The 15566-nt window shown below is 68.4% G+C and carries 17 protein-coding genes; 11 read left to right on the top strand and 6 right to left on the bottom strand.

All coding sequences use genetic code 11. The annotated features are described in order from the left end of the window. Both QO010_RS19520 and QO010_RS19515 read right to left on the bottom strand, forming a co-directional pair. Window positions 1-696 (bottom strand): HAD family hydrolase, encoded by a 696-nt coding sequence (locus QO010_RS19520; protein ID WP_307351976.1) that lies wholly within the window; start codon window positions 694-696, stop codon window positions 1-3. A 32-nt stretch (window positions 697-728) separates the two neighbouring features. Next, the gene (locus QO010_RS19515) at window positions 729-971 is read right to left on the bottom strand and encodes a DUF1272 domain-containing protein (protein WP_307351974.1); all 243 of its coding nucleotides are present in this window, start codon (window positions 969-971) and stop codon (window positions 729-731) included. Between the two features lie 77 nt (window positions 972-1048). Between QO010_RS19515 and carA the strand changes: the two genes are divergently transcribed. From carA to QO010_RS19485, 6 genes are all read left to right on the top strand, one after another. Beyond that, window positions 1049-2215 (top strand): glutamine-hydrolyzing carbamoyl-phosphate synthase small subunit, encoded by a 1167-nt coding sequence (gene carA / locus QO010_RS19510; RefSeq protein WP_307351972.1) that lies wholly within the window; start codon window positions 1049-1051, stop codon window positions 2213-2215. After that, window positions 2212-2577 carry a nuclear transport factor 2 family protein gene (locus QO010_RS19505; protein WP_307351970.1) on the top strand — a complete coding sequence of 122 codons (366 nt, stop codon included), beginning with the start codon at window positions 2212-2214 and terminating at the stop codon, window positions 2575-2577. The genes carA and QO010_RS19505 overlap by 4 nt, the downstream gene beginning before the upstream one ends. A gap of 51 nt (window positions 2578-2628) precedes the next feature. Beyond that, window positions 2629-3951, top strand: coding sequence for a DUF418 domain-containing protein (locus QO010_RS19500; protein WP_307351968.1), 1323 nt, complete (start codon window positions 2629-2631; stop codon window positions 3949-3951). Between the two features lie 61 nt (window positions 3952-4012). Further along, complete coding sequence (locus QO010_RS19495) at window positions 4013-5035, top strand: TonB family protein (protein WP_307351966.1); 1023 nt, start codon at window positions 4013-4015, stop codon at window positions 5033-5035. After that, entirely contained in the window at window positions 5032-6198 is a 1167-nt protein-coding gene (locus tag QO010_RS19490) for an acetyltransferase domain-containing protein (protein WP_307351964.1), read from the top strand. Before QO010_RS19495 ends, QO010_RS19490 begins: the two co-directional genes overlap by 4 nt. An 84-nt stretch (window positions 6199-6282) precedes the next feature. Next, window positions 6283-7221 (top strand): acyl-CoA thioester hydrolase/BAAT C-terminal domain-containing protein, encoded by a 939-nt coding sequence (locus tag QO010_RS19485; protein WP_307351963.1) that lies wholly within the window; start codon window positions 6283-6285, stop codon window positions 7219-7221. Here the strand turns inward: QO010_RS19485 and QO010_RS19480 are convergent, their stop codons facing one another. Further along, entirely contained in the window at window positions 7222-7572 is a 351-nt protein-coding gene (locus QO010_RS19480) for a hypothetical protein (RefSeq protein ID WP_307351960.1), read from the bottom strand. A gap of 48 nt (window positions 7573-7620) precedes the next feature. After that, complete coding sequence (locus QO010_RS19475) at window positions 7621-8040, bottom strand: cupin domain-containing protein (RefSeq protein WP_307351958.1); 420 nt, start codon at window positions 8038-8040, stop codon at window positions 7621-7623. A gap of 173 nt (window positions 8041-8213) precedes the next feature. Between QO010_RS19475 and QO010_RS19470 the strand changes: the two genes are divergently transcribed. From QO010_RS19470 to QO010_RS19450, 5 genes are all read left to right on the top strand, one after another. Beyond that, window positions 8214-8549 (top strand): ribonuclease E inhibitor RraB, encoded by a 336-nt coding sequence (locus QO010_RS19470; protein WP_307351956.1) that lies wholly within the window; start codon window positions 8214-8216, stop codon window positions 8547-8549. A gap of 4 nt (window positions 8550-8553) precedes the next feature. Next, entirely contained in the window at window positions 8554-11844 is a 3291-nt protein-coding gene (gene carB / locus QO010_RS19465) for a carbamoyl-phosphate synthase large subunit (protein WP_307351954.1), read from the top strand. A 38-nt stretch (window positions 11845-11882) separates the two neighbouring features. Next, a complete protein-coding gene (locus QO010_RS19460; RefSeq protein ID WP_307351951.1) occupies window positions 11883-12365 on the top strand; it encodes a hypothetical protein in 483 nt (160 codons plus the stop codon). Between the two features lie 75 nt (window positions 12366-12440). Continuing rightward, window positions 12441-13235: a glucose 1-dehydrogenase gene (locus QO010_RS19455; RefSeq protein ID WP_307351950.1), complete on the top strand. Its 795-nt coding sequence runs from the start codon at window positions 12441-12443 to the stop codon at window positions 13233-13235. 106 nt (window positions 13236-13341) lie between these two features. Continuing rightward, complete coding sequence (locus tag QO010_RS19450) at window positions 13342-14100, top strand: helix-turn-helix domain-containing protein (protein WP_307351948.1); 759 nt, start codon at window positions 13342-13344, stop codon at window positions 14098-14100. A gap of 3 nt (window positions 14101-14103) precedes the next feature. On the opposite strand, the gene QO010_RS19445 is transcribed toward QO010_RS19450, so the two are convergent. Both QO010_RS19445 and QO010_RS19440 read right to left on the bottom strand, forming a co-directional pair. Beyond that, entirely contained in the window at window positions 14104-14622 is a 519-nt protein-coding gene (locus QO010_RS19445) for a GNAT family N-acetyltransferase (RefSeq protein WP_307351946.1), read from the bottom strand. 15 nt (window positions 14623-14637) lie between these two features. Continuing rightward, complete coding sequence (locus tag QO010_RS19440; protein WP_307351945.1) at window positions 14638-15474, bottom strand: EamA family transporter; 837 nt, start codon at window positions 15472-15474, stop codon at window positions 14638-14640. Window positions 15475-15566: the final 92 nt, after the last annotated feature.

Genomic DNA, 15566 nt, shown 5'->3' with positions numbered 1-15566 from the left:
TCAGCCCAGACTGTCGACCCAGGCCGGCAATTCCGCAATCGACGCCAGCTCGGCAAAGCGCGGATGATCCGCGGGCGCCTCGGCCGCCTCGTGGGCCCAGACCAGGGGATAGGGGATCAGCGCCGCATACGATCCCGCCGCCAGGGCCGGCAGGATGTCCGAGCGCATGGAGTTGCCGACCATCACCGCCTCGGCCGCGCCGGTGCCGTGACGCTCGAAGACCTGGGTGTAGGTGCCCACGTCTTTTTCGCTGACGATCTCGACGGCGGCGAACAGCTCGCCCAGCCCGGAGGCGGCGACCTTGTTCTCCTGGTGCATCAGATCGCCCTTGGTGATCAGCACCAGCCGATAGCGCTCGGCCAGATCGTTCAGCGCTTCGGCGACGCCGGGCAGCGCCTCGACCGGCAGGGTCAGCATCTCACGTCCGGCCGCCAGGATTTCCTGGATGGCGGCGGCGCCAACCGCCCCGTCGGTGAGCTCGATGGCGGTCTCGATCATCGACAGGGTGAAACCCTTCACCCCGTAGCCGTAGGCCCGCAGGTTGCGTTTCTCGGTCTCGGCCAGCCTTCTCTCGATGGCCTTCTCGTCCCCGAACTCGGACAGAAGTTCGACGAACCGCTGGTGGGTCAGCCGGAAGATGGTCTCGTTGTGCCAGAGGGTGTCATCGGCATCGAGGCCGACCGTGGTGATGGGCATGGCGGGGTAATAGCCAGCTTCTCTCGGCCCGCCTAGACGCAGGCCGCATGCGGTTTGCGCACCCGCTCCGTCGAGCCCGGCGCCTTCCCCAACAGGCCCGTGGGCCGCACCGGTCGCGCCACCAGGCCGCCACCGCAGTTGGGGCAGACCCCGGCGAACCGCTCGCTCGCGCAGCCCTCGCAGAAGGTGCATTCGAAGGTGCAGATCATCGCCCCGGCCGCGTCAGGGGCCAGATCGCGGTCGCAACACTCGCAGTTGGGGCGCATAGCCAGCATGGCGCGTTCCTTTGTTGACCCGAGAAGGCCGACTCACTACCAACGCGGCCGTTTGTCCACCACCCCGGAGCCACGCCATGACCGATCTGCTTGCTGGCGTCACCGGAGTCCTGGTCCTGGCCGATGGGACCGTCCTGCAAGGGTACGGCGTTGGCGCGGTCGGCTCGGCGGTGGGCGAGGTGTGTTTCAACACCGCCATGACCGGCTACCAGGAGATCCTCACCGACCCCTCCTACATGGCCCAGATCGTCGCCTTCACCTTCCCCCACATCGGCAATGTCGGGACCAACCTGGAAGACGTCGAGCAGGTCACCGGGATCAGCGAGACCGCCGCCCGAGGCGCGATTTTCCGCGATACGCCGACCGACCCGGCCAACTACCGCTCCGGCTCGCCGCTGGCGCAGTGGATGGAGCGGCGGGGCGTCATCGCGCTCGCCGGGGTCGACACCCGCGCCCTGACCCGGCTGATCCGCGAGAAGGGCATGCCGCATGCGGTGATCGCCCATTCGCCGGACGGCCAGTTCGACATTCCCGCCCTGACCGCCCAGGCCCGCGAGTGGTCCGGCCTGGTCGGCCTGGACCTGGCCAAGGACGCCAGCTGCCGGCAGTCCTTCGTCTGGGACGAAGGCCCGTGGGACTGGCCCGCCGGCTACACCCGGCCCGAGGCCGGGAAATACGAGGTCGTGGTCGTCGACTATGGGGTCAAGCGCAACATCCTGCGCTCGCTGGCCGGCATCGGGGCCAAGGTGACGGTGGTTCCGGCCAACACCAGCGCCGAGGCTATCCTGGCCCGCAAGCCCGACGGCGTTCTGCTCTCGAACGGGCCCGGCGACCCGGCCGCCACCGGCGAATATTCCGTCCCAGAGATCCGCAAGCTGGTCGACAGCGGCACGCCGGTGTTCGGCATCTGCCTGGGCCACCAGATGCTGGCCCTGGCGCTCGGCGCCAGGACGGTGAAGATGGAGCAGGGCCATCACGGCGCCAACCATCCGGTCAAGGACCTGACCACCGGCAAGGTCGAGATCGTCTCGATGAACCACGGCTTCACGGTCGACCGTGACAGCCTGCCGGCCCCGGTCACCGAGACCCACGTCTCCCTGTTCGACGGCACCAATGCCGGCCTGGCCCTGGCCGACAGGCCGGTGTTCAGCGTCCAGCATCACCCGGAGGCCTCGCCAGGGCCGATGGACAGCCTCTATCTGTTCGAGCGCTTCGCCGGGCTGATGGACAGGAACAGAAAATGATCGAGATCGGCTGGGCCAGGGCCTGGGCCGAGGAGTGGATCGCCGCCTGGAACAGCGGTGATCTGGACCGCATCCTGTCGCACTACAGCGACGACTTCACGATGACCTCGCCCTACATCGTCGAACGCATGGGGGTGGCGTCCAGCCATCTGGTCGGCAAGGCGGCGGTGCGCGACTACTGGGCCAAGGGCCTGGCCATCCAGCCGCCCCTGCGGTTCGTACTGACCGACGTTGTCGCCGGCGTCTCCAGCCTGGCCATCTACTACGCCAGCAACCGCGGCAAGCAGGTGGTCGAGAAGATCGACTTCGACGCCGCCGGCCGGGCCATCCGGGGCGAGGCCCTGCAACGGCCCGCCGACTGATCCAACGCCCTCCCGGCCGCGTATGGCGCGGACCAGTCCGGGAGGGATCACATGGACCAGGCCATCGCTCCGACCCAGGAGCGGGATCGCCTCGGCTCGCTCGACGTGCTGCGGGGGTTTGCCCTCTGCGGCATCCTGCTGATGAACATCACCTCCATGGGCGACCTTTACGGCTGGGTCCGGCCGCTGACCCCGCAGAGCCTGGCCGATCCCAGCTGGGTGGTCTGGCTGGTCGGCACGCTGCTGGTCTCGGGGACCATGCGGGGCCTGTTCACTCTGCTGTTCGGAGCCGGCGTGCTGCTGATCACCGCCCGGGCCATGGCGCCGGACGGGCCGGTCGAGACGGCCGACGTCTTCTACCGCAGGGCCCTGATGCTGATGGTTCTGGGGGTGGTCAATTTCACCGTCCTGCTGTGGCCGGGCGAGATCCTGTTCGTCTATGGCCTGTGCTCGCTGTTCCTGTTCCCGCTGCGCAAGCTGCCGGCCGCCGCCCTGATCGCGATTGGCCTGTTGTCGCTGACCATCGACAACGCCGACTTCACCCTGCGGCGCTACCAGGTCGCCCAGACCGTCCACGCCGGCGAGGCGGCCCAGGCCGGCCGGGCCGCCGGCCTCGCCCTCACCGCCGCGGACAAGCAGGCGATCATCGATGGCCGCGAGGCGGTGGCCGGTTCGCGGCCCGACCCCGAACTGATCACGGCCGAGACCGCGGCCAAGACCAGCGGCGACTATTTCACCCTGCTCGGCTGGTCGGCCTCGACCTGGTGGGATGACGCCCATGAGGGCCTGCTGGGCGCGGTGCTGGAGTCGATGGGCGGCATGCTGATCGGCATGGGCCTGTTCAAGCTGGGTGTGCTGAGCGGGCGGCGGTCGCTGGCCTTCTATCTGGGCCTGGCCGCCGTCGGCTACGCGATCGGGATTTCGCTCAACGGCTGGAGCGCAGCCGTCCGCTATCAGGCCCATTTCTATCCGGTGAACTGGTTCACGGTGGCCGCCTACGATCCGGGCCGGATCGCCGTGACGCTGGGCCATCTGGGCCTGGTCCTGGCCCTGTGGAAGGCCGCGGTCCTGGGCGGCGTGGGCCGGACCCTGGCGGACATGGGCCGCATGGCCCTGACCAACTATATGGCCCAGTCGCTGATCTGCGCGGTGCTGTTCTACGGCCTGGGCCTGTGGGGGCAGTACGATTGGGCGGGCCTGTGGGCCATCGCCGCGGCCATCTGGCTGGCCCAGGCCGCCTTCAGCGTCCTATGGCTGCGGCGGTTCGCCATGGGGCCGCTGGAATGGCTGCTGCGGGCGGTCGCCTATGGCCATCGCCCAGTCCTGCGGCGACCCCTCGAGGCCATCGACTGGAAGCCGTTCCGGCGCGCCTGAAGACCGGATGCGGCCGGCGGATTTTCCCGCTAACCTCGGCGTCGGTCGGGAGGGCCGCGTCATGTTCAAGCTCATCGCGAAGATGCTGGGACCTGGGTTCGCCCTGGCCGTGCTGGCCTCGCCCTGCGCAGCTCTGGCCCAGGCGGACGCCTGCGGCGGGGCGATCAGCGTCAGGCCGACCGACCTGCCGGCGGTCGCCGAGGCGGTGCGGGCCGGCGGGGGCTGTCGGCGGGTCGAAATCACCATTCCCCTGCGTTGGACCTATGACGCCGCCAAGGGTCAGGCCAGCCTGTTCCGGGGCCAGAGCCCCTTCCCCGCCATCAGCCTCTCGCAGTTCGACCTAAAGGACCGGACGGTCGAGTTCTCCGCCATCAACGGCTACGAGCTGAACCTGATCCCGGCCTTCACCCGTGCGGTCCCCAAGAGCGAGGAGGCCATCAAGGCCTGCCGCAAGGCGCGGCAGTCGGACCAGGACTATCCCGACCAGAAAGAGGTCGCCCAGCGCTGCGCCAGCCAGGCCCTGACCCTGGCCATCCGGTATGACAACCCGGCCGACATCGCCCTGGCCGGGCGGTTCGCCCTGACGGCCGACCAGGAAAGCCGGCTGCAGCGGGACGGCCTCTTCCTGCGGATCACGCTGCGGCTGGACCGCGCGACCATCACCGACGACTTCATGGGCCAGATGATCGCCGAGGCCGGGCTGGAGGGCGTCAGGCTGACCGACGCCGCCGGCGCCGTCGTGGCCATGGGGGTTTCCAGCGACGAGCTGTCGCCGCCGGCCGACACGGCGAGAACCTGGCTGCGGCGGCCGTCCGCCAATGACTTTGCCCGCTTCTATCCCGCCGGGGCCAAGAGCACGGGGACGGACGGCAAGGCCGTCCTGCAATGCCGGGTCGGCCACCAGGGCCAGCTGCGCCACTGCCAGGTCCAGCAGGAAGACCCGGCGGGCGCCGGCTTCGGCCAGGCGGCGCAGCAGCTGGCGCGCGGCATCCTGGTCGGGCCGGCCAACCCGCAAGGCCCTTCGGTCGCCGGGCTGACCATCCAGATTCCGATCCAGTTCGTCACGGGAAACGCCAAGCCATGACCGACACCGTCCCAACGCCCGTCGGCCGCCTGACCTCCATCGACCTGCTGCGCGGGCTGGTGATCGTGATCATGGCCCTGGACCATGTCCGCGACTACACGCACGCTGCCTCGTTCGTCTCCGACCCGACCAACCCGGCGACCACCACCCTCGGTCTCTACCTGACCCGCTGGGTGACGCATTTCTGCGCCCCGACCTTCTCGTTCCTGGCCGGGGTGTCGGTGTGGATGCAGGCGCGGAACAAGACCAAGGGCGAGCTCAGCCGGTTCCTGGTCACGCGCGGCCTCTGGTTGATCGTCCTGGAGCTGGTGGTCGAGAATATCGGCTGGAACTGGAACATCCCCGGCTGGGCGCTGATCGTCCTCTGGTCGCTGGGGGCCGGGATGATCGCCCTGGCCGCCCTGATCCACCTGCCCCGCCGGGCCGTGCTGGCGATCGGCGTCGCCATCATCGCCCTGCATGATCTGACCGACGGAATTTCGCCGGGCAGCCTGGGGCCGCTGGCCTGGCTCTGGCACGTGCTACATGTCCCCGGCCCGATCGCCGGCAACATCTTCGTCATCTATCCGATCCTGCCCTGGATCGGGATCATCTCGCTGGGCTACGGGCTGGGCGACATCTTCACCCTCGAGCCGGCGCGCCGGGCCCGGCTGCTGCTGGCCCTGGGCGGGGCGATGATCCTGGCCTTTCTGGTGCTGCGCGGGATCAATCTCTACGGCGATATCCGGCCGTGGAGCGCCCAGGCCGAGTCCTGGCGAACCGTCCTGTCGTTCTTCAACGTCAGCAAATATCCGCCCTCACTGGACTTCGTGCTGATCACCCTGGGACCCATGTTCCTTCTGTTGCCGGCCCTGGAGCGGCTGAAGGGCGCCGTCGCCGGCATCCTGTTGACCTATGGCCGCGTGCCGCTGTTCTTCTTCATCCTGCACATCTGGCTGGCCCACCTCCTGGTCACCGCTGCCGGCATGGCCATGGGTTATCCCTTCCAGACTTTCGTCGGAGTCATCGCCGACCCCACGCCGATGGTCGAGGCGCACTGGGGCTTTGGCCTGTGGTCCGCCTACCTGACCTGGGCCGTGGTGTTGCTGCTGATGTATCCGCTCTGCCGCTGGTGGGGCCATGTGAAGGCGACCCGCAAGGACTGGTGGCTGAGCTACCTCTGACCCGAACGCCGACGAAAGCCGCAACCCCATTGCATGACCAATGACTTTGTATTACAAAGTTCTCCACACACATGGAGACCTGCCGTGCGCCTCGCCCTCAACCCCCTCGTTTGCCTGCTGCTTCTGCTGACCCCCTTCGCCGCCCACGGCCAGACTCCCCAGCCGCCAGACTTCACCAAGACCGTCATCAACGAGAACGGCCTGGTCGGCGAGCTCTACAGGCCCACCACCCCCGGCCGGCATCCGGCGGTGCTGGTGGTCGGCGGTTCCGAAGGCGGCATCAAGGGCTCGGCCCCCATCGCCCGGCGCCTGGCCCAGCAGGGCTATACCGCCCTGGCCATCGCCTATTTCGATCTGCCGGGACTGCCCGACAAAATGGAGCTGCTGCCGCTGGAATATTTCGACAAGGCCCTGGACCGGCTCGAGGCCGATCCCAGCGTCGACCGCCGCAAGGTCGCCGTCATGGGCGCCTCCAAGGGCGGCGAGGCGGCCCTGATCATCGGCTCGCGCCGCAAAGACGTGCGGGCCGTGATCGCCGGCGTGCCGTCCAACGTCATGTGGCAGGGCTTTTCCTTCAAGGCCCAGGTCGACACCTCCACCTGGAGCGTCGGCGGCAAGCCGACGGCCTTCGTGCCCTATGACACCAGCAAGCCCTTCATCTCGGTGCTCGACTTCTACCAGCGCAGCCGCGCCTTCGAGGGCCGCTATCCCGACGCCGCCATCCCGGTGGAGCGCATCAGGGGCCCGGTGCTGCTGGTGGCCGGCGAGGCCGACCAGATGTGGCCCTCGGCCGACATGGCGCGGGCCGTCGCCGCCCGGCTCAAGGCCAGGAACTTCCGCTATCCGGTGACCCTGCTGACCTATGCCGACGCCGGCCACGCCGCCTTCGGCCCGCCGGCCCCGGCCAACACGCCCGGTCTCAGCTTCATGTTCAAGCTGGGCGGCACCGAGGCCGGCAACCTGGCGGCCCGCCAGCAGTCCTGGGACGCGACCCTGGCCCTGCTGGCGAAGACGCTGAAGTAGTTACTGGATGCCTTCGACCAGCTGCACCTGGAAGGGGCCGGCCGTCCAGCTGTCCCCGACCTTGTGGTCCGAGACCGGGCTGCAGATCGGGTTGGGATAGCCGGGGGGCGCATCGGCGGTGAAGGTCAGGCAGACTTGGCTGCCCTTGACCTCCCAGGTCCCCGCCGGATGGGTGTCGCCCGCCACCCCGGTGAAGGTGTGGTCGGCGGCATAGTAGATCTTGGTCGACATGCCGCTGGGGTCGGTGGTGATGGTGGTGTTGCCGAACCGCGAGGCCAGCACCTCGTCGCCGGCGAATGCCGCGGTGGCCGAAAGCGCCAGAGCCGCGATCCCGAGCAGAATCCTACGCATGACTGCCTCCCTTTTCTTGTCTGAGTGGGCAGTCGTAACGCTGATCGATCAACGTGGCAAAGGCTTGGCCACCATGTTGACCTGGCCCGGCGGCGTCTGGTCGAACACCAGCAGCACCACGGGCGTATCGCCGAGCGCCAGGCCGGTATGCCACTGGTCGCGCGCCTCGATAATCATCTCACCGGGGTGGTATTCGACGACCTTGCCGGTATCGAGGTTGCTGACCCGGATGGTCCCGGCCTCGACATAGCCGAACCGCTGGAACGGGTGCTTGTGGACCGGCAGGCTGGTCCCGGCCGCGATAGTCACCCGGTTCACCGTCACCTGCACCGGCCCCGACGGCAGCAGAATCCGCTGGCCGGAATTGGTGGCGTCATACTGGCCGATCCGGGTGGTTTCCGGGGCCCGGGCGACGGCCGGAGCGGCCAGAATCAGGGCGAGAAGGGCGGCGAAGGCGGTCGATTTCATGGCGGCTCCCCTTTGCGGCCACTCTGACGAAGGCCGAGGGGCAATGGAAGCTTGCCCTGCCCCGCGCCCCTCTCTAAACGAGCGGCTTAACCTGCAATCTGGTCGGGCGGGCGCGTCGAAAAGGGCGCGGTCGTTCTTGCGCGCGAGTTGAGATGGAAAAACCCCCCTCCCTGTTGAGCCGCATCCTTGGGGCGCCCAAGCCGCTCACCGGTCATGCCGCCCGTGACGAGGAGGTCCGCAAGATTCTGCGCGGCAGGGGCGATACGATGACCACCCCGCGCCATGCGGTCTTCTACTTCTACAACGGCAATCACCGGGAGCTGGCCCGCACGGCCATCGCCGCCGGCATGACCGCCAGCCCGACGGTGGGGGGCGACGGCGTCATCCTGGAGACCATGATCGCCGTGGACGAGGCGGCCTTCGAGCCGGTGAACCGGCAGATGCAGGATTGGGCCGAGCAGTTCGGCTGTGATTATGACGGCTGGGAATGCCAGCTGGTGACGAGCTGAGCCCATGCCCAAACGCACAGACATCAAGTCCATCCTGATCATCGGCGCCGGCCCCATCGTCATCGGCCAGGCCTGCGAGTTCGACTATTCCGGCGTGCAGGCCTGCAAGGCGCTGCGGGCCGAGGGCTACCGGATCGTCCTGGTCAACTCCAACCCCGCCACCATCATGACCGACCCGGACGTGGCGGACGCGACCTATATCGAGCCCATCACCCCCGAGATGGTTGCCAAGATCATCGAGAAGGAGCGGCCCGACGCCTTGCTGCCCACGATGGGCGGCCAGACGGCGCTGAACACCGCCCTCAGCCTCGAAGCGATGGGGGTGCTCAAGCAGTTCAATGTCGAGATGATCGGGGCGCGGGCCGAAGTCATCGACAAGGCCGAGGACCGCCAGAAATTCCGCGACGCCATGGACAAGATCGGGCTGGAATCGCCCAAGTCCCACGCCGCCCACAGCATGGACGAGGCCCTGGCCGGGCTCGACTTCGTCGGCCTGCCGGCCATCATCCGCCCCAGCTTCACCCTGGCCGGCACCGGCGGCGGCATCGCCTACAACGTCGAGGAGTTCCGCGAGATCGTCGAGCGTGGCCTGGACCTCTCGCCCACCACCGAGGTGCTGATCGAGGAAAGCGTCCTGGGCTGGAAGGAGTATGAGATGGAGGTGGTCCGCGACAAGGCGGACAACTGCATCATCGTCTGCTCCATCGAGAACATCGACCCGATGGGCGTGCACACCGGCGATTCCATCACCGTGGCCCCGGCCCTGACCCTGACCGACAAGGAATACCAGCGCATGCGGGCGGCCAGCATCGCCGTGCTGCGCGAGATCGGGGTGGAGACCGGCGGCTCGAACGTGCAGTTCGCCGTCAATCCGGCCGACGGGCGGATGGTGGTGATCGAGATGAACCCGCGGGTGTCGCGGTCGTCGGCCCTGGCCTCGAAGGCGACGGGTTTCCCGATCGCCAAGATCGCCGCCAAGCTGGCGGTCGGCTACACGCTCGACGAGCTGGACAACGACATCACCGGCGGAGCCATGCCGGCCAGCTTCGAGCCCAGCATCGACTACGTCGTCACCAAGATCCCCCGCTTCGCCTTCGAGAAATACCCAGGCGCCGAGCCCTATCTGACCACCAGCATGAAGTCGGTCGGCGAGGTCATGGCCATCGGCCGCACTTTCGCCGAGAGCCTGCAAAAGGCCCTGCGCGGGCTGGAGACTGGTCTCACCGGCCTCGACGAAATCGACATCGCCGGCGCCGACGATCCTGACAATGCCCATGCCGCCGTGATCCGGGCGCTGGGCAATCCCACCCCCGACCGCCTCAGGGTCATCGCCCAGGCCTTCCGCCATGGCCTGACCGTCGAGGAGATCAATCAGGCCTGCAGCTACGAGCCCTGGTTCCTGCGCCAGATCGCCGACCTGGTCCGCGAGGAGGGCATCGTGCGGGCTGCCGGCCTGCCCGCCGCCCAGGGCCTGCGGGCCCTCAAGGCCAAAGGCTTCTCCGACGCCCGTCTCGCCAGGCTGACCGACCTGACCGAGGACGAGGTCCGCGCCCGCCGCCACGCCCTGGACGTGCGCCCGGTGTTCAAGCGCATCGACACCTGCGCCGGCGAGTTCGCCGCCACCACGCCCTACATGTATTCGACCTATGAGACCGGCTCGCTGGGCCAGGCCCCCGACTGCGAGGCCGAGCCGTCGAACCGCCGCAAGGCCATCATCCTGGGCGGCGGCCCCAACCGCATCGGCCAGGGCATCGAGTTCGACTATTGCTGCTGCCACGCCGCCTTCGCGCTGGACCAGATCGGCATCGAGTCGATCATGGTCAACTGCAACCCCGAGACCGTCTCCACCGACTACGACACCTCCGACCGCCTCTATTTCGAACCCCTGACCGCCGAGGACGTGCTGGAGCTGATCGCCGTCGAGCAGCGCAGCGGGACCCTGCTTGGGGTGATCGTCCAGTTCGGCGGCCAGACGCCGCTGAAGCTGGCCCATCCGCTGGAGCAGGCCGGGGTGCCGATCCTGGGCACCACACCCGACGCCATTGACCTCGCCGAAGACCGCGAGCGCTTCCAGCAACTGCTGCATCGCCTGGACATCGCCCAGCCCCGCAATGCGCTCGCCCGCAACGCCGAGCAGGCCTTCGCCGGGGCCGAGGAGGTCGGCTATCCGGTGGTCATCCGCCCGTCCTACGTGCTGGGCGGCCGGGGCATGGAGATCGTCTATGACGACGCCCAGCTGGAGCGCTACATCAGCAACGCGGTGATGGTCAGCGGCGACGCGCCGGTGCTGATCGACCAGTATCTCTCCAGGGCCACCGAGGTGGACGTCGACGCCCTCTGCGACGGGACCGATGTCTTCGTGGCCGGGGTGCTGGAACACATCGAAGAGGCCGGCGTGCACAGCGGCGATTCCGCCTGCTCCATGCCCCCCTTCTCGCTGCGCAAGGAAACCATCGACGAGCTCAAGCGCCAGACCCGCGACATGGCCTTGGCCCTGAACGTCCGTGGTCTGATGAACGTGCAGTTCGCCATCGAGGAGCCGCTGTCGGACGCCCCGCGCATCTATGTGCTGGAGGTCAATCCCCGCGCCAGCCGCACCGTGCCCTTCGTCGCCAAGACCATGGGGGCGCCCATCGCCGCCATCGCCGCCAAGATCATGGCCGGCGAGAGCCTGAAGAGCTTCGGCCTGGTCAACACCGACCTGGACCATATCGCGGTCAAGGAAGCGGTCTTCCCCTTCGCCCGCTTCCCCGGCGTCGACACCGTGCTGGGCCCGGAGATGCGCTCGACCGGCGAGGTCATGGGCCTGGACTGGCGCCGCGAGGGCGAGACCGACCTCAAGCCCGCCTTCGCCCGCGCCTTCGCCAAGAGCCAGCTGGGCGGCGGCGTCGACCTGCCCCGCAAGGGCTGCGCCTTCGTTTCGGTCAAGGACAGCGACAAGACCTGGATCCTGGAACCCGTCCGCCTGCTGATGAAGTCGGGCTTCACCATCCTGGCCACCAGCGGCACCTGCGCCTTCCTCAAGGGCGAGGGGCTGGAGGTCGAGTTCGTCAAGAAGGTGCTGGAGGGCCGCCCCCACATCGTCGACGCCATGAAGAACGGCGAGGTTCAGCTGGTCTTCAACACCACCGAGGGCAAGCAGTCGCTGTCGGACAGCTTCGAGATTCGCCGCAGCGCCCTGATGAGCAAGATCCCCTACTACACCACCGCCGCCGGCGCCCTGGCGGCGGCCCAGGCCATCGCAGGCGGGGACACCGGTTCGTTGGGCGTGCGGCCGCTGCAGAGCTACGCCTGAGGATAGCCAATCGGCGACTGCGCGCCTAGGATCGCCCCATGCGAGTGGAAGCGATCCTGACCTGCCTGATCGTGCTGACCTTCCCCTTACCGGCGGCGGCCGAGCCGCCCGAAGGCGTTGCTGGCCGTTGGTCCGCCAGCATCAAGGCCTGCAACAGCGGCAATTCCGAAACCGTGCCGCTGGCCAAGGTCGCCGCCAGGCCCGAAGGCTATATCGGCCGCTGCCTCGCCATCGTCGGCGCCTGGGACGGCATCCGGTTCTGCACCGACCGCAGCGCTATGACCGGTCCCGTTCGCGCCACCGCCCGCTGCATCGGCGCGGAGTCCCGATCGGACGAGGTCCATCAGCGGGACAAGGTCGAATGGGTCCGGCTCTATGGCGAGCTCAGCCTCTGCGCGGATTTCTGGGCGATGGCCGCCACGACGGACGAGCTGTGGAGGATAGGCGGCTTTTGCCACACCTCGGACGGGCCAGACCTGCGAGTCACTGCCAGACAGCCGCTGATCAACCCAGGTTGGTGACGCCGGGTCAGCCTGGACGCCGCCGCTTCCAGCGGTCAACTTACCGTCGATAACAAAAATCCTCGGGAGGGAATGATGGCCGGACGCGTAGCGGGCAAGGTGGCCCTGGTGACGGGCGGGGCGAGCGGCATTGGCCAGGGCTGCGCCGAGCTGCTGGCGGCCGAGGGGGCCAGGGTAGTGGTCACCGACGTGCAGGTCGAGCGCGGCAAAGCCGTGGTGGACGGCATCAATGCCCGGGGCGGCGAGGCCGTCTTCATGACCCAGGACGTCACCCGCGAAGAGGGCTGGGAGCAGGTCATCGCCGACACCCGCAAGGTCTATGGGCGGCTGGACATCCTGGTCAACAACGCCGGCATCGCCATCGGCGGGCCGATCCACAGCTTCAGCTTCGCCGACTGGAAGAAGCAGCAGGCGGTCAACGAGGACGGCGTCTTCCTGGGGACCAAGCACGGCCTGGGCCTGATGCGCGAGAGCGGCGGCGGCTCGATCATCAACATCTCCTCGGTGGCCGGCATGAAGGGCTCGGCGGGCCTGGCCGCCTATTGTGCGACCAAGGGGGCGGTGCGCCTGTTCAGCAAGGCGGTGGCCATGGAATGCGCCGCGGCCAAGGACGGCATCCGGGTCAATTCCGTGCATCCGGGCATCATCGACACCCCGATCTGGGATGGCATCGGCTCGACCCTGGACGGGCCCAGCAACGCCGGCGGCCGCACACTGGACCTCAACGACGTGGCAGCCGTGGCCACCCCGCTGGGCTTCAAGGGCGAGCCGGCCGACATCGCCGCCGGGGTGCTGTACCTGGCCTCCGATGAGAGCCGCTATGTCACCGGGATCGAGCTGATCATCGACGGCGGCATGGTCACGCGCTAGCCGCCGCTCGCCCCCGCATTCAAGGCCCTTGCCCGCCGGCCTCCACCAGAGGTATGTGAGGATTTGTGCGCATCGCGGGGGCGATGCCGCTGGGGGAGTAGCGTTGATGACCGAGGCCCGGGATTCCGAGCTGTCGACCGAGCAGAGCCGCGCCATCGCCGCGCGGGTGCGCGAGGAGCTGGCCCGCCGCCGCATATCGCGCCAGCGGCTGGCGGACGACGCCCGCATCAGCATCTCGACCCTGGAAAAGGCCCTGTCCGGCCGCCGGCCCTTCACGCTGGCCACCACCATCCGCCTGGAGGAGGCCTTGTCCGCCCCGCTGCGCATCGCCAAGAGCGCCGGCGTCCCCGGGGCGTTCGGCCTGGCGCCCGAGGCCCTGGGCTCCTATTCCCGCCCCGCCGTGGCGCGGCTGGAAGGCGACTACCTGACCCTGCGCCCCAGTTTCGGCGAGCGCGGCGCGGTCTACGCCTACCGCACCGAAATCCGCTGGGACGAGGCCTCGTCCTCGCTGGCCTTCCGCGAGTCGGCGCGGCTCGATTCGGCCTTCACCCAAAAAGGCGCGGTGTCGCTGCCCAACCAGTCGGGCCACATCTACATGATCACCAGCGAGCTGGGGCAGTTCCGCCTGGCCATCCTGGCCCGCCCCACCATCACCGGCGAGCTCTATGGCCTGTTGACCACCCTGCAGGCCGGGGTCGGCAGCCAGCTGATCCCCGCCTCCGCCAGCATCGCCTATGTGCCCCTGGCCCGGGTCCCCAACGCCAAGTTCGGCAAGATCAACAGCCGCGAGCCCTGCTACGCCGCCTATCGGGCGCACATCGACCGGATCAACGAAGAATCCTACGTGCGGTTCTTCCCGGAGTAGGGGCTAGAGGGCGGTGGCCAGCACCACGTCGTCATAGTCGTTGACGCCCACCCGGATCTTCCGGGTCCCGACCTGTTCGAAGCCGCTGCGGCGATAGAAGGCCAGGGCCCGGTGGTTCTCGCCATAGGCCCCCAGCAGCACCCGCCTGAAGCCGGCCGTTCGCGCCCAGTCCAGCCCCGCCTGCAGCAGGCGCGGCCCGACCTTCTCGCCGTGGAAGCGGTGCAGGACATAGATGCGCTTCAGCTCGATATCGCCGTCATGGATCGCCACCGGCAGGTCCGGTGGGCAGAACACCGTGTAGCCGACCGGCGCTTCGCCAGGCGGGCAGACGGCCAGGAACAGCTGGCAGGCCGGGTCGGCCAGATAGTCCTCGTAGGTCGCCGTCGAATGCGGGCCCTCGGCGTGGGCCAGAATGTCGGCGCCGTCGACGATGCCAGCATAGGTCTCCAGGAAGGTCGCCTGCCCCACCGCCGCCAGGGCCGCCGCGTCGCCGGGCCTGCAGGGTCTGATCGTGATATCCATGCCCCCGCTCCCCTCCTAGCCGGCCGCCAGCAGGGTAGCGGCGCCGGCGGCGATGACCAGCACTCCGACCACCCGTCCGGCCGTCATCCGCTCCTTGAGGAAGACCACGGCGATCACCGTGGCGAACAGGATGGAGGTCTCGCGCAGGGCCGCCAGCCGCGGCGTCGCCCCGATCCGGAAGGCGTAGAGGGCCAGGCCGTAGGTGACGATGGACAGCGCCCCGGCGATCAGGCCCGGCTTCCATTCGCTGCGGGCCGCCAGGTAGAAGGTCCGGCCCCGCCAGAGGGCGAACATCACGCCGATGCCGCCGCCCAGGAACAGATAGACCCAGACGATATAGCTGAGCGCCGTGGGGGCGGCCCGCACCCCCTGGGCGTCCAGCACGGTGTAGAGGGCGATGGTCATGCCTGTCGCCACCGCCCAGCCGACGGCCTTGGGGTCGGCCTTGCGCCCCATCCCGACCGTCATCACCCCGATCGAGACCAGCCCGACGCCAATGGCCACCCAGAAGGTGATGGCCTCATGGAACAGCCCGACCGCCACGGCCGCGGCGATGGCCGGGGCGACGCCCCGGGCGATGGGATAGGCGACAGTCATGTCGGCCCGCTCGAAGGCCTTGATCAGGCAGACCAGGTAGACCAGGTGGGTCGCGAAACTGCCCAGCAGCCACCACCAGGCCCCATTGGGCAGCGGGGTGAAGAAGGCCAGCGGCAGCATGATCAGGGCCGAGAAGCCGTCGATCAGGGCCCGGCTGGACATCTTATCCTTGCCGGCCTTGAGGATGGCGTTGACCACCGCATGGGCCATCCCGGAGGTCAGAATCATCAGGCTGGCGGTCAGGGCCGGGGACATTGTCCCTGATTGGCAGGCTTCCCCGGCGCGAGGCAACGGCCGATTCAGCGAACAGGACTCGCTGCAGCGCAGCATTAGGCTTGATATTTCAC

The organism is Caulobacter ginsengisoli, assembly GCF_030814835.1.
Classification (GTDB): domain Bacteria; phylum Pseudomonadota; class Alphaproteobacteria; order Caulobacterales; family Caulobacteraceae; genus Caulobacter; species Caulobacter ginsengisoli.
The sequence above is the reverse complement of the archived record's forward strand: the minus strand, read 5'-3'. Positions and strand labels throughout refer to the sequence as shown.